The following is a 19853-nucleotide window of genomic DNA, read 5'->3' as shown; positions in this document are numbered from 1 at the left end:
TGCGTTGCAGTCTTTTACGGTGTACCGCTTCCGGGCGTGGGCAGGTCGCGTGCATCAGCAGGTGGGGTCAGGCGAATATCCTTATTAATATCGCTCAATTGCGCATCAAGCGCAAACGAGAATGGTTGAGCCTGGCCCTGTGGATCGGTTGCGGTACCACTAAAGGTTACAGTCAATTGCCGTAGATAACCATCCTCACACACCCAAATCTGGGCGGCGGCATCGGTAACGGTGCTATCGGGCAACTGGGTTGGTAGACCGATAGCGCCAAGACTGGCAAAGAGTGCGGTTGTCGCCTCACGGTCGCCGACATACTCCTGGCATTGCACACCATCACGTTCAGCGGTTGTACCAATCGTAAAACGACTGAAATCGGCACCCGCTCTGTTCACCGCACTGAGTGTCGTATCCACCTGGGTTGGAGGGGTAGCAATCACGCTCTGCTCAGGCGTCAGGCGATACCAGACATCATCAGGCGCACCGAGGAAGGTGAGTGGGCCGCGTACATAGCTGACACCACCGACCGTCATCGCCTGTAAACCACGGGTGACATCGGCGCCGAGGAATGCGGCCAGAAAACCGCGCAGGGTAAATGAGACATCAGCGCCGGCGAACTGACCATCAAGTGAGAGCAGGTCGGTCGTGGTATTGCCCAGATTAAAGCCACCGACCAGACCACTGCCGCGGAGCGACAATTGCATCCGATACGTCTCGATATTTGCCGTCTGGCGAATCGCTGCCGGGATAGCCGTTCCTGCCGGTTCGGCAGCCGGCGTTGGGGTTGGCACCGGTGTGGGCGTGGCGGTTGGCGTTGGGATGGGGGTAGGAGTTGCAGTTGGTGGTGGGGTTGGAGTTGGCGTCATTGGTGTTGTACAACCGGTGAGGATGATTGTCATTAGAATAACTGCAAGCAGGCGCACGCAGAGCCTTCCTTTCCACTCTAACGCATGACCAGAGAAATACGGCAAGTCATACGCATGCTGATTATAGCAGCGATGTATACCGGGCAACAAGATAAAGCTATTTCACCAACGACACGCCCGATCTTGTGGTGTGCAGGGCAATGACACCTGCACCTTCTTGCCGCGCTACGCGAGGTACTAACGAGACACGCCCGATCTTGTGGTGTGCAGGGCAATGACACGGATACCGGTGACTTCAGGTGAACACGTCACTCATGTGGGAACAGGTCTGATCTCTATATGTCAGTGCAGGAGACACACCTATTCAGAATCTCTTGCACCGTTTGGGCAATAGACTGATCGCCTGTAAACCAGATGGTCGTCACCAACACACCAAACGCTTGTTCAATAGCTGCAATTGTTTGTTGACGGCGCCGCTCAACACGTACTGGGTTGGCGTAAAAATCGGCCAGATTTTCGCTGGCGCCGAAGTCATCAACCACGATAACGTGACTAATCGCTGTGCGAATACCTGATTGTACCCGCTGCCAGAAGACCGGATCAGCCTTGGCAGTACTAAGATCGGCGGAATTGGCAATGAAGGCCAGGTTTGGATAAGCGGTTGCACGGACACGCCTGCGTCTGACCTGCCCGTGGTACCAGCGTAGTGCCCTGGCCGTCCATTGTAGCCCGGCTAATTGATCGGCGATCTGACCGGTGGCCTCGGCGTAATGATCGGTGGCAATCAGCGGGATTGCCCGGCATTCAGTGCGCAGTGCAACGAACAATGGTTGCCAGGCAGGATCGATAATCGAGGCTGCCATATATGCCTGTGTAAATCGACTTGCAGCACGGATCGCGATGGTCGAGCGAACTCCATACGCCTGAAGCCGGCGAGCCAATAGTCGTTTCAGCCCGATGCGAGTAGTGCTGCCTTCCGTCCAGGTTGGGACAACCAGATCATTCCAGTAGCGAGTAACGTCGACTCCCAGCTTTTGCAACCCTGAATGTTGTAGTGCGCTTGCCAGTCGGTCTGGTGCGCCGAAGCGTACTGCTTCCAGACTGAGGGTACCGGAAAAGTCAAGTACAAGGAGCGGTGTTGTCATTGTCAGTCCTGCTGTTCAATAGGCGCTCGTGAAAGAAGGGTAGCATATTTTATCGTTGGCATGGTAAGCGGTGGTAAATAATCAGCAGGTGGTATCCAACGGGTGAAAGTGACTGGGGGCCGGTTGTAAACTCGCCTTTCAGATGTGTTGTGAGATGATGATGTATCCCTGGAACAGCAACTTGACTCGACAAATGCCACAAATTGTGTATAATACAGGCAAAAGCAGGCGGGAGTGGCTCAGTTGGTAGAGCGACACCTTGCCAAGGTGTAGGTCGCGGGTTCGATCCCCGTCTCCCGCTCCAGTATACGGCCGACTCACAAGTTGTGAGTCGGTCATATTTTTTTCACAAAACCGTATATAATAGGCGCAATATACGTCTCTGATCTACGTTTAAGATAGAGCAATATCAACTAAACCTGAGAGGCCGCTGTGTATCTGCCACGTAGCAATCTGCATCGCATCTTTGCCCTTACTCTGCCAGGTGGGATTGCACTTGGGCTACTGCTGTATGCTCTACTTGATATTGTGACACGCTGGGATAATGGCGAAACGGCGCTGACGTTTGGAGTTGCGCTTATCCTGGGTGTTGGCGTTGGCCTGGTGCTATCACTTGTGGCGTGGCTTAGCCTCCGTTACGCCTTACGTGAGGCGCGGCAACACGCAGTACGGACATTGAATGCAGACCTCCCGCCACTGACCGATACCGATCCACTGGTTGCATTACGTCAGACGGTTGCCGATGCAGTTGCCGCAGTGCCCCGCTCTCCAACGCTGGTAACACTGGCTCAGCGACTCTGCGTAGCTTCTGATCGCGAGGCCATGCTGGCAGCGGTTGCCGAGACCTTATCTGAACATCTGCCGGTACGCGGTGCTGTGTTACTCTTGCACGATGCCGAGCGAGCACTTTTGTTTCCTTCGGCGGCCTGGGGGATCGGCATTGCCCGGCGATCAACCACATTTGACATTAACAGCAGTGCGGTTGGTCGGGCATTGCGTGAACGACGCTTTGTGCATCTTTCGAGCGTACAGATGCGGGAATTGTTGAATACTGCTTCGCCTCAGACCTTGACGGTCGTGAGCTGGCCGTTATGGGTTCAACAAACGCCAATCGGATCGCTTTGTTTGATATTAGCCGGTACCGATCTGCGCTTGAATGAAGAACAACAACAGTTGGTTGAGCATAGTACTGCACTCTTTACAGCTTATCTTCAGACGACAATCTACCGGCAATGGCTGGAACGAGAACAGAATCGGCTGGCAGTTTTCGAGCAGATTGCCGGCAGTGTAGCGGAACAACCCGATCTTGAGCGAGCACTGGTTCAACTCTTGCGCATTGCTGCTGAGCTAACCGAGTCAAGTCACGGCACCTTCTTGTTAATCGACGCCGAGACGTTGACCATTCGTACCCGGATTACACTCAGTGGTGGTGATATATTACCGCTTAACCTGGCATCAGTGCCAATTCTCAAGCATGGTCTGGCCGGTTGGGTGCTACGTTCCCAACGGGGAGTGATCATTGATGATATTGAGCGTGATACACGCTGGATTCCAACTCCTGGTCTGGAGTTGATGCGTTCCGCACTTTCGGTACCTCTGTTCCACGGCGAACGACCAATCGGTGTGTTGACGCTGGCCAGCCTTAACCCCTATCATTATAGCCAGCGTTCATTGGCGTTGGTATCGGTGCTAGCAGCGTATGCGATTACCGTTATGGTGCGCTACGGCTACGAAGGAATTGTTGAACCAGAGCACCTGTTTCACGCCCGACGGTTGCTGGGTAGATATTTACCACCGACCACGGTACGTGAATTGATGGGTCAGCAAGCGAAGTTAATGCAGGCGTTACAGCCGCAGGCGGTCTCTGCAGTGTTCGTGTACGCCTGCTTACGTGGGATCGAGCGTCTGACCGACCTGACCGCTCAACAGTTGTTTGAATGTATTGCAGCTCCCTTCCACAACGTGTGTCGGTCAGCAGTCCATCAACAGCGCGGGGTTTACATCGCAATCGACGAGCGAAGTTTCGGTGCAGTCTTTGGTTTTCCACAGCCACAATCTGATGACGCAGTGCGGGCATTGGAGACGGCGCACAAAGTACATGCTGTGCTTGGCGATGTACGGTTGCAATGGCGACAACAGTTTGGGGTTGATCTCGCGCTGGCCGGTGGTGTTACTACTGGACAAGTGGTTATTGGCGTGATCGGTCAGGCCGATAATGCAACAATCGCATGGTCTGGTGCTGCGGTACGGGAAGCGCAGCGCCTGTTTCAATTAGCGCGTAACGATGAGATAGTGGTAGCTGAGAGTGTCTTGAAGACGGTTCCAGCCGGTCAATTTGTTCTGGAGCCGTTGACGCCGGTTAGTTTGCACAACGGAAATGAACCGGCGTCGGTGTATCGATTGGCCGGCCATCTGTGAGTGGGTGTGATGAAGAATGAACCATTGTCGATAAAACGATCAGAGTTACATCCTGAGAGTCTGTTACGGATTGCAACGGCGATAGAAACGGCAGCAACCCTCGATGAACTTCTCCTGCTGGCGCTGAATGAATTTGTTCAGGGGTTGGAGGTCTCGATGTGTGGTGTGCTGCTTCTCGATCCCACGGGTGAAACTATCTCGCTGGTCAGTACCTTTCCGCCACGGGTATCATTACCACCGCCCCTCCCGCTACGCGATTTCCCTCTCATACGCCAGTCGTTGCAACAGCGACAGGTGCATCAGATATCGGATGTCACAACTCTTGCGGGGCAACATAACCGCTCGGCAGAAACGGTACATCTGCTCAGAATGCTCTCCGAAGCCCGTATCCGCTCACTCTTAATCATCCCCCTGGTTGCGCAAGATCAGGTGATTGGTGCATTGGCCTTTGCCACTATCGATCAGGTGCGTCAGTTTGATGAGAAAGAGGTCTATGTTGCCCGCCTGATGGCCAGTCAATTGGCGGCTGCTATCACCTCATTTCGGATGATTGAAGAAGCAGCACGTCGTGAAGCGGAGCTGGCAACCTTGAACGATATTGCCGCGGCAGTCACCTCGTCCCTGGACCCGCAGGAGATTTACCATCTGGTGATGGAAAAGATTAACCAGTTCTTTCACGTCGATGCCGGCTCGTTGCTCATGCTCGATGAAGAGACGGGTGAACTGGTATTTGTTATGACGCTTGAAGAAGGGCAGGAAAAGCTGGTTGGCTTGCGCGTACCGCCTGGCCTGGGAATTGTTGGTGACGTGGCACGCACGCAGCAATATGCGATTGTACATGCCCCGGAACAAGACACACGCTTCTACCGTGAGGTCAGTGAAGGGATTGGCTACAATGTTCAGTCTATCCTCTGTGTACCAATCGTGGTGAAAGGGCGCACAATTGGGGTGATCGAGCTGCTGAACAAGCGTACCGGTCACTTTACCGAAGAGGAAGCGATTCGGCTCACCCGGATGGCGGCGACGATTGGGATTGCGATTGAGAATGCCCATCTGTTTCAGCAGGTCAGCACTGTCAGGGATCGCTTCGAGGCCATCGTTAATTCAACCAGCGATGGGATTCTGATGGCCGATATGCGCGGGATTATCGTCACCGGAAATCCGGCTGCTGCGCGTATCTTCCATCGCTCACGCGAGGCTCTGATTGGATGTCAGGTTGCAGAGTTGATCGAAGAATTGATGAGCAAAGCGCTGGCGGTAGAGGAGCCGCCGTGGTTGAATGAAGGTGCACCACATCGTGTGATTGAGATGGAATTAAGCGAGGGAGCTGTCCGTTATCTCCGCCATACCATTTTACCGGTGCGCGATACTGCTGGGATGCAGATCGGTAGCCTGGCACTGTTTGAAGACATTGCGAAAGAGCGGGAGCTGGCACGTTTGCGTGATGATTACACCGGGATGCTGATCCATGATCTACGGGCACCGCTAACCGCAATTATGAATGGCATCATGATGGTACAACGCGGATTTGGTGGTGCTCTTTCTGCGCAGCAGCAAGAGCTGTTGAGTATTGCCTACCAGGGTAGCGAAACGATGCTGGCAATGGTCAACACCCTGCTTGACATCAGCAAGATGGAGCAGGGGCGGATGACGCTGAATTATGAACAACTCTCACCATATGAACTGGTTGAGGATGCTGTTGAGCGCCTTCAGGTAGCAGCTCAGCAACGGCAGATTACGCTGGCTCGTGACCTGGACACCGGATTGCCGCAGATTGAGGTTGATCGGGATAAGATCGTTCGTGTCTTGCAAAATCTAATCGATAATGCGGTTAAGTTCTCTCCCGATAAGGGGGCGGTGACGATAGGTGCACGCTATCTGTCATTGCCAACCAATGCAACCGGCGGTGAACATCCGGCACTTTCCTTTACCATCCCGGCACTGCCCGCCGGCGAGTGGCTGGTCTACTGGGTACGGGATGAAGGCCCTGGGATTCCGCCTCAATACCACGCTCGCATCTTCGAGAAGTTTGGGCAGGTGCAACAGGAGAAGTCGCGTGGTACCGGGCTGGGGCTGACCTTCTGCAAGCTGGCCGTCGAAGCGCACCACGGTCAAATCTGGTTACAAAGCCGTGAGGGATTGGGCAGTACGTTTGCATTTGCCCTGCCGGTGAAACGCTGCGATTCCTGAAGGGCGGATTACCAGATTACGAAACTGTTACCAATCCCCTCTGTTCTATCATTGTGTCATCGGCTATACTGGCTGTGAGTCGTCGCCGCACATATATGAATGTATATACACCGGGGGAATGCCGTGCGGCAGGTCATCACTGTTTTACGTTCGCGTATTCTGTTCACGATCATCCTGCCTTACCTGCTCCTGATGATTATGGTGATGCTCGTCGGTTCGGGCATTGCGATGACACTGGTAGCGGGAAGCTGGCAGGAACGGTTTAATAATCAACTTGGGCAGGTTGCACGCAACTTTGCCGAAACCCTGGCTTTGCGCGAGATTAGCAATATTGCTTACCTCGGGCAAATTGTGTTTACCGCAGCCAACGCCGATAGTGGTGCACCGGCGGTGGTCGATGCAATTGCCCGCCGTGACGAAGATGGGCTGGCAATTGCACTGCGCGGTTTGTGGACACTGGGTCAGAGTAACGAGAATATTGCCCCTGATCGGCTGATAGTCTTCGATCCCACCGGAATGGCGTTACTCGACTGGGAACGTTCGCCGGTTGGGGATGAGCCGACCCGGTATGTTGGGACAAACCTTGCCAGTTTGCCGTTGATCGAACAGGTCTTGCAAGGTGTGCAGACACCGGTTGGCACTGATGAGATTCTGGGCGATAAATATAGTGGGTTGATTGCCTTCCAACAGGCTGATGGCAGTCAGGTTTTGCACTTCTTTACGGTTGCTCCTGTCTATGCCCGTGCCGATGATGCTGACGCGCCACAATTGCTGGGTGGTGTACTGGTTGCGCAACGGCTCGACCGGACACTAACCTTTCTGCAGGAGCGTAGCCAGGCTGCCTTGACCGTGTGGTTAGACAGCAATGGCGATCTTCTGGCTGCTACTGTTCCAGAGAGTTTTCGCCCCCTGTTTCGTCTGAATAGCAATCAAATCGAGATGTTGGTGCGTCTGAACGCGCTCGGTACCTGTCTCGATATTGGCAATCTAACCGGACGGTTGCTAACTCCTATCGAGCCGGTGCGTCTACCGACCTGTTCGTTGTCGACCACGATCAGCGCCGGCGACTACGAATATCAACTGGTATATGCACCGTTGCTGATAAGAGGCTCCCAAAGCGGCTATTTTGCTGTTGGACTGTCACGCGATTTTATCTTAAGCGCCTGGGCCAGTAGTCGTAACGCAGTTATCGGCGTTACCGCCGGCCTGGCGTTAGCGGCGGTGATTGTTGGCTACTGGGTTGCCCGCCAAATTACCCGTCCACTCGACGAGCTGGTCGCAGTGGCCGATGCGGTTAGTGCCGGTGATCTCGACCGGCGCAGTATGGTGCAGGCGGAAAATGAGTTGGGGCGACTGGCCCTCGCCTTTAACCAGATGACGGCGCATCTGTTGCATTTGTATCAAACCAGCCGTCAGCTCAACCGTGAATTGCAGATTGATGCCATTTTGCAGATTGCTACCACCAGCGCTGCCGATCTCCAACCGCAAACAGAAGCTATTGCCATTGTCCCTGATCCCGATGGCTGGCGCTTTCGGGTGCGCGCGAATGCACCCCTGAATTATGCAACGCTAACCGAACATGCGCTGACGACACTGCCGGTAAATGGTGAAACGCAACTGGTGCCCTACACCGATCCGTTGCTGGCTGCCAGTGGGGTGCAAAGTGCTCTGGTAGTGCCAGTACTTCGTGAAGAGCAGACAATAGGTGCGCTCATCTTTGCCCATCCCGAGCGAAATGCCTTTTCATCCGCCGTGCTGCCGCATTTACAGGCGATTGCCAACATGACAGCAGTGGCTTTAGTGAATGCACTGCTGTACGAAGCTGCGCAACGCGATGCCGAGCAACGCCGTGCTATTCTGGCCTCAATCAGTGATGGGGTGATTGTCAGTGACGCACGAGGGCGGATTGTATTGCTGAATCCAGCAGCCCGGCAGTTGCTACAACCGGTACTACCGCCACACGCTGATCTATCGATCCACGACCTGCCGTTAACCGGTCAAGAGGCGCGTTCCGAGCTGTTTGGCCGACCAGAAGAAGTTGTGACGATTGGGCATCGCTTTCTGACAGTAGGACGAGCACCGGTATGTATGACTGATGGCACCAGGCTCGGTGAAGTGATCGTGTTGCACGATGTTACATCAGCGATCCAGATAGATCGGGCCAAGACCGATTTTATCGCCACGATCTCACACGAGTTGCGCACACCGCTAACGATTGTCCGTGGCTACATCGAACTGATCCTTCGGCAATCGGCTTCGGCGCTCAACGCCGAACAGCGTGAAATGCTGGAAGAGGTGCGCCAGAGTGCTATCCAGATGACCCATCTGGTCAATAATGCAATTATGGTCGCCAATCTCGATGCCGGTCAGATAGAGGTGCAAATCCAGTTGGTGGCACTGAAACCGCTCATCGAAGATGCGCTGCGTCCCTATCGGGCTATGTTGAACGAGCGCGGCATTCAGGTCCTACTCGTCCTCCCGGACGACCTGCCACCAGTTCTGGCTGACCGTGAGTTATTGAAGCAGGCATTGAGTCAATTGTTCGACAATGCCCATCGCTACGTACAACAGGGCCAGGTATTGGTGAGTGCGGGTATCGATGGTGATGTACTCTGGCTGGCGATCAGTGATACTGGCCCTGGTATTCCGACCGAGATCATGGGGCGTTTGTTTACCCGCTTCCAGCGGGTTGACGGGAATAATTCGGCTCAGCGTGGCGGGGGATTAGGTCTGGCAATCGCACGCCAGTTGCTGGAGTTGCAGAGTGGTTCGATTACCGTGACCAGCACGCCCGGTCAGGGAAGTACCTTCACGATCCGGTTACGTTATACGAAGGAGCGAGGACGTGTCGTCGGTGGGTGAGACACAGACGAATACCGGCCCCGACTATTTGCGCTGGCTGGTAGGAGGAGCGCTTTTGCTGGCGATCCTACCGGTATTCTGTGTCACTCAGGTCATCTTCTGGTGGCTGACCCCGTATAATCAGCCGTTTATCAGTGTTAGTGCTGCACGCATACTGCGAGCGTATGAACCATTTCCGGCCGATCTGAGCTTCGCGCCACCGGCTGCTGATCTCCCGAATCTGGCAGCGACTGAAGTGGCACGGCGAACTCAAACCCCGACCCAGGCAGCGGCTTTCCCTTCACCGGCACCAATAATTGCTGTGCCACCGCCACCTACCCGCATCGATCCACCAACGCCAACGATCACGCCAACCCCAACTGCAACGGCTACTTCCAGTCTGTCCGGTGGTGGAGTACCTACATTCACGCCTACCGTCGGCGGTAGTGTGGTTGTGCCAGGGCCAACCGCCACGCCGATAGTCATAAGCACGCCAACACCAACCCGCTCAACCACACCGACTGTTAGCGCTCCTGTGGTTGCTACGGAAACGGCAACTCCAACCACACCACCAACTGACCGCCCAACTAATACACCGACGGCAACTGATGTACCGTTGCCAACAGCAACACCGACACAGCAACCGGTCACTCCGACAGTAACGCCCACGTTGGTACCAACCGACACAGCGACACCAACGCGCCAGCCGCCGGTGCCAACGGACACCTTTACATCTACACCGACACCAACCGTAACGCCTACGCCAGAACCGACTGCTACGGCAACACCGGAGCCAACAGCGACGGCAACGCCGACCGCTACCCTGTCGCCAACGGTCGTTCCAAGGCCGACGAATACGCCGACGGCCACGGCAACGTTCACGCCGGAGCCGACCGCGACACCAACGCTCATTGCGACGCCAGTGCCCACCTCGACACCGGAGCCAACCGCAACACCTACGGAGACCCCTGTGCCTTCTGCACAGGTGCGTGTCAGGTCAATCGATCCGGTCAATGAAGGTAATCCGACTGTGGTCACCCGTCGCGATGTGGTGGTCGAGCTGCTGACAGATGCTGCGGTTGACGTAGAGGTGACGTATTGGGTTGAACCCGACGGAACATACCCGGCGGGTAATCGTGATTATGGTGTTCCAGGTGGATCATACGGTACGTTACGGTTTGCAGCCGGTCACGGGCGGGCACAACTGCAACTGTTACCATTGAGGTGTACGGCGATGACATTGTCGAATAGGACGAGACGATTCGTTTCCAACTCACCGGTATTACCAACGGCGAGCTGATCGATGCCGTGCAGGTGCTGACGATCCGTGATGATATACGGTCGTCGTGAGTGTTGGCCCAGCCGTCGTAGATGAAGGTATTTCAGGAACGACAACGCAATTAGAGTTTCCACTATTGCTTAGCAGCACCAATCGCGAGCGCGATGTGCGGGTGCGTTATCGCATTGAACCAATTTCGGCGACACCCGGTCAGGACTATCAGGCAACAACACCGGCCGAGCTGGTCATTCCACGCGATGATCAGAAGCCATCAATTATCGTTGTCGTTATTGGCGATGACATTCCTGAGCCGAACGAAACGCTTCTGGTGGTATTAGAAGCAGTGAGTGGCGGTTTTATTGGAACAGAATCGGCCATTGGCACGATTATAGATGACGACACACCGAACAGTGGCGGCAAGAGCCAGCAGCCATTGTATGCGCAGCGAGTGAGGTATCGCGCCGGCACATTCGCAGGCGACATTGCATATAACCAGGAACGCGCTGGTGATCAATCGCTGTTGTTGGGGGTATCGGATTGGCGGGAAAAGAGAAACCAGAGACCGAGTTCGAGTGCGATGGGAATGAAAGCCAGCGCAATCAGCGGTGGCCAGATGGGGCTGAGTGCAAAATAGAGGGCAAGGGGTGGAATTGCCAGGATAAGTGCAAAGACGGTCATTGCCAGGTTTCCCCACCCAACCGCGGCTACGACCCCGAAGACGGTTAGAACGACGATCACGGCATCGCTACAGGTTGCCAGGGCCGGACGGTTATAGCAACTGTTGAGTGCTGAGGGTACGGCAATATCAAACATGACCCCCTGTAGCTCAAAAAAGGTCGGGAGGAAGACACGACGCAACCAAAACAGTAGTGCACCGAGCGCAATGACGAGGTAGGCGCGAACGACGCGGTGAGTCAGGATTGGTGGCAGATTCATATCCAGATCAGGGAGAGCCGTTGCCGGGCAGCGGCTCTCCTCTATATTCTGTAACCTATGCGCCAACGACAATATTTACCAGGCGCCTGGGAACAACGATCACGTTTTGGATCGGTTTGCTATTAATAAACTGCTGTATCCGTTCATTATTCAGTGCTAGCTCACGGAGTTGCGCTTCATCGAGATCGACCGGTACGGTCAATTTTCCACGCACTTTGCCATTCACTTGCACCACAATCTCGACCTCTTCCTCAGCAGCGACTGCCGGGTCGGCAACCGGCCATCGTTGCCGGTGGATACTGTAGGGTTTGCCGAGGCGTGCCCACAGTTCCTCGCTGATATGCGGTGTGATCGGTGCCATCAGCAGCAGCAACGTCTCAATCGCCTCTTGCCAGGCCGGTGTTCCGGCCAAACCGGCATCACGGGCGCGATAGAGGGTATTGGTGAATTCCATCAGTGCCGCAACCATCGTATTGAACTTGAAGTTCAGAATATCGTTTTCTACGCGCTGAATGGTCTGATGGGTCACGCGCCGCAGTTGTCGTTCGTTCATGACCACATTGCTTTGACCTCGTTCAGCCGTTGGAAAGAGCACAATACGCCAGACCCGGTCGAGCCACCGTTTTACGCCGGGTACGCCGTCGGTGCTCCAGGGCACCGAAAGCTCGAAGTCTGAAATGAAGGCTTCGTAGCCGCGCAGAGCGTCTGCACCGTGTTCGGCAACTACCTCGTCGGGTGTAATCACGTTGCCCTTCGACTTCGACATCTTTTCGATCACGATCTCGCCGTTCACCTCGCGTGGTGGGGCCAGGATTAGACCCTGATTGCGCAGGCGGGTAAATGGTTCAAAGAAGTTCACCACACCAAGATCGTAGAGCACCTTCGTCCAGAAACGGGCGTAGAGCAGGTGCATGACAGCGTGTTCTGCACCGCCGACGTACATATCAACCGGCAACCAGTAATTGAGCGCTTCCGGGCTGGCCAGGGCCTGATCGTTGTGGTTGTCGGCAAAGCGCAGGAAGTACCACGACGAACAGGCAAACGTACCCATTGTATCCGTCTCCCGGCGGCCACGGCTGCCATCGGGGAAGGTGACGTTGACCCATTCGTCGATCAGCGCCAGTGGTGACTCACCAGTAGCGGTTGGCTCGTAGCTCTCGACGTTTGGTAGCGTGAGCGGCAAATCCTGATCATCCAGCGCAATTTCAAGCCCATCTTCACGATGAATGATCGGGATGGGTGTGCCCCAGTAGCGCTGGCGGCTGATCAGCCAGTCTCGCATCTTGTAGTTGGTACGGCCTTTGCCGATGCGTTGTTGTTCGAGGTAGGCGATGGTCCGCTCTACCGCCTGATCTGCCGGTACGCCGTTAATTGGGCCGGAGTGAATCGGTACGCCATACTCGTCGTGATACACGAGATCGCGGTAGGCGTCGATACTGTGCAGATAGGCCATTGCCGTTGGCAGATGGGGATTACCAGTTCCCTCGCGCAACCGTGCTGTAATGCGCTCATCGGCGGCTATCGATTCAAGAGCGATGACTTCATCGGGGAAGATGAAGAGCCAGCCCGATCCGGCCACCTCGGTCCAACCTGAACGCAAGCGGGGCTGAATCAGCGCGGCATACTCCGCAGCGCGATCAGCGGTCAATTCAACCAGCAGGTCGCCATTATCTTGCGGGGTGACGGTGAAGCCCGCGGCCTGCAATGCCGCCGCCGTATCATCAGTTGTGGTGCCGGTGCGCACCAGTGAACGTGCTACCTGATCGGAACGGGCGATAACCGGAATAATCGGTAGCCCATACGTGAGCGCAAAGGCGAAGTCGCGCTCGTCGTGGGCCGGTACCGCCATAATGGCGCCGGTTCCGTACCCCATCAATACGTAATCGGCAATCCAGATCGGAATGCGAACCCCGTTTACCGGATTGATCGCGTAGCTACCCGTCCAGACACCGGTTTTTTCCTTCTCTTCAGCAACCGCCGTCGTTGTGGGGCGATTACGAGCCTGTGCAATATACGCTTCGACCTGTTCACGCTGCGCATCCGTCGTCAGCTTCGCGACTAGCGGATGTTCGGGCGAGAGTACCATAAAGGTGGCGCCCCACAGTGTATCAGGACGAGTCGTGAACACGATGATGGGATCGCCAGCTTCGGTGTGGAAGACGACCTCAGCACCTCGCGAGCGTCCGATCCAGTTGCGCTGCATGGTGACGATCTTCGCCGGCCAGTCGACTGTGTTCAGATCGCGATCCAGACGGTCGGCGTAAGCCGTAATGCGGAAAAACCATTGTTTGAGCACCTTGCGCTCAACTTTGGCGCCGCTCCGCCATGCCGTCCCATCGGGCAAGACCTCTTCGTTGGCCAGCACGGTCTTATCCACCGGGTCCCAGTTCACAACGGCTTCGCTGCGATAGGCCAACCGAAAACGGCGCAGAATCTCTTGCCGTTGCAGGGGTGTGGCCTGGCGCCATTCTTCTGCGGTAACCTGGGGTTCGGTGAGTGGCAGATCAAGACGGCTGGTGCCATATTCGGCCAGTTCAGCTTCCAGCTCGTGGATGGGACGTGCCTTATCAACCCGCCGGTCGTACCACGAGTGGTAAAGGCGCAGGAAAATCCACTGTGTCCAGTGATAGTAATCGGGTTCGGAAGACGTAATCTCACGGTCCCAGTCGTAACTGAGGCCGAGCATATTCATCTGACGTTTGTAGTTGGCGCTGTAGCGACGAGTCAATACTGCCGGATTGGTTTTGGTCTTAATCGCAGCATTTTCGGTTGGCAGGCCAAAGGCATCCCACCCCATCGGATGCAAGACGTTGTAGCCGCGCATGCGATAATAGCGTGCGACGACGTCGGTTGGGACGTAATTACGGCAGTGTCCAACACTCAGCCCATCGCCACTGGGATAGGGGTAGAAATCAAGCACATAATACTTTGGTTTGGCGGGATCAATTGATGGTGTGCGGTACAGTTGGTCGGCAGCCCAACGGTTCTGCCATTTGGACTCAATGGCGGCAGGGTCGTAGCGTTCAATCGGAGTTTTTTCTACTTTGACGTCGCTCATACGGTATGATACCTCCAGAGGTGAGCAAATGAAGACGGCACAAACACAAATGCTGATGGCGACAAAGGTCATCAAGGCTGGGGTCTGCCATATGCTCACCTCCTTCCGCTACATGTTTTCGATCATTAGAGCGTGCAGATATTGGTTGCATTATAGCATCATCTGAAGATTTGGCGCAAAAAAGTGATTGCCGGGCGGATGCACCACAGAGGCAAAGAGGGCACAGAGGGATGAGCAGAACTTATGTCAAAAAACATCTCCTGGAAGCTATCTCAATTCATTCCTGACCGACTGATCGTGACGAGCACACAATGCCTCCTCGTATCTAGCAGAATCAACGGCGTAACTCGCGTCGGATCGTGAGCACGGCTGCTGCGCCAGCCACGCTGCCGCATGTAAACATCTGTCAAGCCGGTTGGCGCAGTATGGCGTCGCCAGCCACGCTACCGCATCCACCGAACGCAACGCCGGGCACGTGTCGCTCCGGTTACCCTGCTGGTCACACAGACCGCTAATCCTCACCCACAGCGGCAATCACGTGATCGTAATCAACAATTCGCCCAGCTCGAGCGATAAGCGCGATCACGTCGATCCGCCAGCGGGTTGTGGCAGGGAGATCGTGCGCTGAAAGATAGTGATACGCCAGCGCAACCAGCCGTTGCTGTTTTGCCGGCGTAATCGTCTCCAAGGCGTGCTGATCGTGACGGGTACGAACCTCAACAAAAACGATCTGGTCGTCGTCACGGGCAACCAGATCGATCTCACCATCACGGCAGCGCCAGTTACGAGCGATAATCGTGTATCCGCATCGTTCCAAATACGCTGCTGCCGCCTGTTCACCAACATCGCCCAACCGACGCTTAGGTGTAGGCATACTTTCGCCAGACGTCGTGCCGTTCCAGCTCGCCGAGCAAGGCAAACGCCAGATACTGCGGCTGGCGCGGCGTCGAGAGCAACACCATGTTGGCCTGTTCAGGAGTACGACCACCCTTACGGTGGTTACAATCACGACACGCCGTCACCACATTCTCCCAGGTGGTCTGACCACCTTGCGAACGTGGGATAACGTGATCCATTGTGAGATTATTCCGTCCGGGTTGCTGCCCACAATACTGACAGGTCTCACGATCGCGGGCAAATACTGCCCGCCGCGAACAGGGTAGCCTGAGCTGGCGTGGAATCCGAATGTAGCGCACCAACCGAATAACCAGCGGCACACTGTAGGTTACGGATTGTGCCCGCAACTGCTGCATGGCAGCTTCGACAAGCTCAGCCTTTTCTTGCAGGAGGAGGATAAGCGCACGGCGCACTGAAATCAGTTGCAGTGGCTCGTAACTTGCGTTGAGAACGAGAACTCGCTGTGCCAAGATACAACCCCCTTAACATGAACCGATGTTATCACCATAACAAAGGCTCTTGCCCGGGGGCGTCCTGGCCCCGTGCTAGAGCGGCCTGATGCGGTTTGCGGAAGAAACAGCCCTTATGGCTTGCAACGCCGCACTATCACCGCCCATACTGCGCTGCCCGCGATGACGGCTGGCACAGTAACAGGCGACCTGTCCAGACGGTGCCGGACGGTACAATCTACGGTGTTGTAACGGCGAATGCGCCATAGAATATAGCTTTCCCATAAAACAATCTGAGTAACCGATATAAAAGTAACATATATTTCGCTACTTTGTCAACCCATTACCGATCTATTCTCCCTACCTCACTGAAAATTAAACCATCAATCAGTTGTTCAACCGGTGCGTGATCGTCGGTGAAGGGTTGGAATTGCGCCATCGCTGGCGTGAATTCACGTAGTGGCCCGAAGCGCCCTTCGTACAATGACCAGTACATCACCAGTTGCAGCGCCGGCTCGTCGATCTGGGTGGCATTTTCGATAAAGTTGATCACCCCGTCGCCAACCGGTTGATTCACCCCGATCAGGATCGCGTTACTGAAGCGGGTGTCGATAATATACACCTGCGGGAAGACAGCGATCATGGTGGAAGCCAGCGCATTGACCAGCCGGTCATCACCGCTCGCTGGTCTGCCGGCGTTCACGACCGCAACACCACGCGGGGTGAGTTTCGCTTTGACTTCACGAAAAAATTCGACGGTGGTGAGATGGAATGGAATGTATGGCTGGTGGTAGGCATCCATCCCAATCACGTCGTATTGGCGGTCGGTGGTTGCCAGCCAGTAGCGCGCATCTTCGTTGTACGTTGTGAAGTAGGGCGCCTGCACTGTACCATCAGCCATGTCGAAGTAGCGCCTGCCTACGTCGCTGATTTTTCGATCAATCTCTACTGCATCAATGATGGTATCAGGGCCGTAGATAGCCAGAAATTGCTGGGCAATGCTCCCCGCAGCGGCGCCGAGCAACGCCAGTGACCGCACATCCTCTGGCCGGGTATTGGGGTAGAGGTATGGTGCAACGCTGAAGTAATCCCACGGCCCACCATCGGTGAGGAGATCGAGCGGATCACCCGTTTCGCGGTATTTGAGCCGGTAGATGGAATGTAACGCCAGTCCTTCGTTGAGGATCAAGACCCGCCGCCGATCAACCACGCCGTCGCTGTAGGTTACTTCCTGCTCGGCAACCTGAATATAGTTGTAATCAGACTCGAATTCGGCGACCAACCGGCAATTACGACAATCAGCAGCTTTGATAGCACCGGTGCTGAGCTGATACGCTCCGGCTAGCAGGATAACCGTCAACACCAGAAACAAGCGTCGCGGATCGCGTAAACCGATCAAACTCAAGACTACCAAAAAGCCGGCAAAGAGAAAGAGGGTGTTAGTGACACCAATCGCCGGAATCAGCACCAGTACCGTCAGGAAGGTACCGGCAATAGAGCCAATCGTCGAAAGCGCCGAGATGGTACCGGCTGTCCGTCCAGCATGTTCAACATCGTCGGCCTGCCGCAACTGCAACCGGATCGCAAAAGGGCCAACCATCGCCATCAGAATGACCGGCACTGCAAAGAGAATGATCACGCCGATCAAAGCTGCCAGGAATCCACCGGCAGCGACGTTCCGTAGTGCGCCCTGGGCCAGCCCAAGGATTGGACGGGCAATGAAGGGAATGATTGCGCAACTCAGCCCGGCCCACCCAATGAGTTGAAACAACAACCGCCAGTCTGGACGACGGTCGGCCAACGCACCACCCAGGCGATAGCCTATCGCCAGGTAGACCAGGGTCATCCCGATGACTACTGCCCAAATTGGTTGTGAAGTGCCGAAGAAGGGTGCCAGCATGCGCGGCATCACCATCTCGATACCGAGCGTGCCAATGCCGGCGAGAAACACGACGGTTAAGAGCAGCCTATCATCTACTGTTGAAGCCTCGTGCGAGGGTAACGTTTCCTGAGTCATGCATTACGTCCACAATGTCCGACGAATACACCTTTGCTCTCATCCTACAGGGAACCTGCCGTTATTTTATTATGTCAATCAGATAATGAATACCGGGGAAGTAGATTCAACTATCGCATGTACCACTCGTAAGTGTTCGTCATGCGTTCAATAATCATTACCGGCAGATACCTGTCACCGAATTGCACTGATGATAAGCCGCTCAAGAAGCTGGAGGAGCAGCATGGCAATAATCGGCGAAAAATCAAACATCCCAAAGTTAGGCATTACACTGCGAATAGGCCCTAGAATCGGTTCCGTAATTTCGTGCAGAAACCGGGTGGCCGGAAAATTACCCTGTGGATCGATCCACGACGCCAGCACACGTCCCAAAATGGCATAAAACAGGACAGTGAAGAGAATACTGACAAAACTAACCAGAAAGCCTGACATACTACTCCCTCCCATCGGTATCTGCCGACTCGAAGCGAACTTTGACGGCAGCAGCATGCGCAACAAGCCCCTCTGCTCCTGCTAACCGCATCGCTGCTGGCCCAATCCGATTGAGACCATTCCGATTCAAGCCAACCAGCGAGATGATCTTACGAAAACTATCAACGTTGACCGGTGAAGCGTAGCGCGCCGTACCCTCGGTTGGCATGATGTGTGATGGCCCGGCAACATAATCACCCAGTACTTCAAACGACTCTTCGCCCAGGAAAATACCACCGGCGTTACGCACTATTCCGACATACGACCACGGATCGGCGACCAACAGGCAGAGATGCTCTGGCCCATAGTCGTTGGCCAGCGTGAAGGCTGTTGCCAGATCGGGCACAATCACGATACCACCACGCCGGGTCACTGCATCACGGGCAGCCTGTGCATTTGGTGGCGGCAGCATGGCAAGCTGTCGTTCAACTTCAACCTGCACCTGTTCGGCTAGCACCGGATCAGGGGTCAATAAAATGGCACTTGCCTCGACATGTTCGGCCTGTGCCAGCAGATCAGCCGCAACCGCCTGCGGGCTGGCAGTGTGATCGGCGATGATCAGGGTCTCGGTCGGCCCTGGCAGACTGACGATTCCCACTGTGCCGTACACAAGGCGCATCGCTTGAATGACATACCGATTCCCTGGCCCAGCTATCGTCTCTACCCGTGGGATACTCTCGGTGCCATAGGCCAGCGCGGCAATTGCCTGTGCGCCACCAACCGCAAACAGGCGATCAACCCCGGCCAGATGCGCTGCTGCCATCACAACCGCGGCTGGTTCACCGGTCGAGCGTTGCGGTGGCGAGCAGACGACGATCTCGCGTACCCCGGCGACACGTGCCGGTACCGCAGCATGGATCAACGAAGACGGAAGCGGGGCTGCACCACCGGGAACGTAAAGCCCAACTCGATCCAGGGGCCGCACTAACTGCCCCAGTGCTCCTTCGACGCTAAATTCAACCCAGGAGTTGCGCAGTTGCCGTTCATGAAAACGCCGAATCTCGCCGATTGCCAGCAAGAGGGCCTGACGTAATGCCGGATCAAGATCGGCTGCCGCCGCAGCCCACCGCTCACGTGGAATTTCAAGCGTTTCCCGATCAACTCCATCGAAGCGTTGCGTATACTCGCGTAATGCGGCATCGCCCCGCCGGCGCACGGCAGCAATAATCCCGGCAACAGCGGTAGTCGTCGCGGCATCGTCATCGAGTGGCATACGCTGCAAAATACCGGCACGGGCAGTATCGATGTCGCGGATGATAGGGATCGTCATGCTATATCACTCTCACACT

Annotated in this window: 13 protein-coding genes, 1 tRNA gene and 1 pseudogene; 6 read left to right on the top strand and 9 right to left on the bottom strand. The window is 55.3% G+C overall.

Features of this window, described 5'->3' with window-relative positions; all coding sequences use genetic code 11:
- Positions 1–14 precede the first annotated feature (14 nt).
- The gene (locus VAE57_RS15025) at positions 15–920 is read right to left on the bottom strand and encodes a hypothetical protein (RefSeq protein ID WP_322822676.1); all 906 of its coding nucleotides are present in this window, start codon (positions 918–920) and stop codon (positions 15–17) included.
- A gap of 278 nt (positions 921–1198) precedes the next feature.
- Entirely contained in the window at positions 1199–2008 is an 810-nt protein-coding gene (locus tag VAE57_RS15020; RefSeq protein ID WP_322822675.1) for a hypothetical protein, read from the bottom strand.
- A 228-nt stretch (positions 2009–2236) separates the two neighbouring features.
- Here VAE57_RS15020 and VAE57_RS15015 point away from each other — a divergent pair.
- From VAE57_RS15015 to VAE57_RS14990, 6 genes and pseudogenes are all read left to right on the top strand, one after another.
- Positions 2237–2312 (top strand) — tRNA-Gly (locus VAE57_RS15015).
- 128 nt (positions 2313–2440) lie between these two features.
- A complete protein-coding gene (locus VAE57_RS15010; protein WP_322822674.1) occupies positions 2441–4426 on the top strand; it encodes a GAF domain-containing protein in 1986 nt (661 codons plus the stop codon).
- Positions 4427–4435: 9 nt separating this feature from the next.
- A complete protein-coding gene (locus VAE57_RS15005) occupies positions 4436–6616 on the top strand; it encodes a GAF domain-containing protein (protein ID WP_322822673.1) in 2181 nt (726 codons plus the stop codon).
- A gap of 123 nt (positions 6617–6739) precedes the next feature.
- Entirely contained in the window at positions 6740–9478 is a 2739-nt protein-coding gene (locus VAE57_RS15000; protein ID WP_322822672.1) for an ATP-binding protein, read from the top strand.
- Positions 9462–10757 (top strand): hypothetical protein, encoded by a 1296-nt coding sequence (locus tag VAE57_RS14995; protein ID WP_322822671.1) that lies wholly within the window; start codon positions 9462–9464, stop codon positions 10755–10757. The genes VAE57_RS15000 and VAE57_RS14995 overlap by 17 nt, the downstream gene beginning before the upstream one ends.
- 46 nt (positions 10758–10803) lie before the next feature.
- Positions 10804–11076: pseudogene (locus VAE57_RS14990) on the top strand (Calx-beta domain-containing protein); the annotation flags it as partial.
- A 170-nt stretch (positions 11077–11246) separates the two neighbouring features.
- Here VAE57_RS14990 and VAE57_RS14985 read toward each other — a convergent pair.
- The 7 genes from VAE57_RS14985 to hisD form a co-directional block, all read right to left on the bottom strand.
- On the bottom strand, positions 11247–11672 hold the full coding sequence (locus VAE57_RS14985; protein ID WP_322822670.1) for a hypothetical protein: 426 nt from the start codon (positions 11670–11672) through the stop codon (positions 11247–11249).
- Positions 11673–11727: 55 nt separating this feature from the next.
- Positions 11728–14730 carry a leucine--tRNA ligase gene (locus VAE57_RS14980; protein WP_322822669.1) on the bottom strand — a complete coding sequence of 1001 codons (3003 nt, stop codon included), beginning with the start codon at positions 14728–14730 and terminating at the stop codon, positions 11728–11730.
- A gap of 511 nt (positions 14731–15241) precedes the next feature.
- On the bottom strand, positions 15242–15604 hold the full coding sequence (locus tag VAE57_RS14975; RefSeq protein ID WP_322822668.1) for a YraN family protein: 363 nt from the start codon (positions 15602–15604) through the stop codon (positions 15242–15244).
- Positions 15591–16097, bottom strand: coding sequence for an HNH endonuclease (locus tag VAE57_RS14970; protein WP_012258555.1), 507 nt, complete (start codon positions 16095–16097; stop codon positions 15591–15593). Before VAE57_RS14970 ends, VAE57_RS14975 begins: the two co-directional genes overlap by 14 nt.
- 322 nt (positions 16098–16419) lie before the next feature.
- Positions 16420–18093 (bottom strand): fused MFS/spermidine synthase, encoded by a 1674-nt coding sequence (locus tag VAE57_RS14965; protein ID WP_322822667.1) that lies wholly within the window; start codon positions 18091–18093, stop codon positions 16420–16422.
- 174 nt (positions 18094–18267) lie between these two features.
- Entirely contained in the window at positions 18268–18525 is a 258-nt protein-coding gene (locus VAE57_RS14960; protein WP_012258553.1) for a YggT family protein, read from the bottom strand.
- A 1-nt stretch (position 18526) separates the two neighbouring features.
- Positions 18527–19834, bottom strand: a complete 1308-nt coding sequence (gene hisD / locus VAE57_RS14955; RefSeq protein ID WP_322822666.1) for a histidinol dehydrogenase — start codon at positions 19832–19834, stop codon at positions 18527–18529.
- Between the last annotated feature and the right edge of the window lie 19 nt (positions 19835–19853).

The organism is Chloroflexus sp., assembly GCF_034434295.1.
Lineage (GTDB): Bacteria > Chloroflexota > Chloroflexia > Chloroflexales > Chloroflexaceae > Chloroflexus.
Note: the sequence above shows the minus strand (reverse complement) of the source record. Positions and strands in the feature narration are given on the sequence as shown.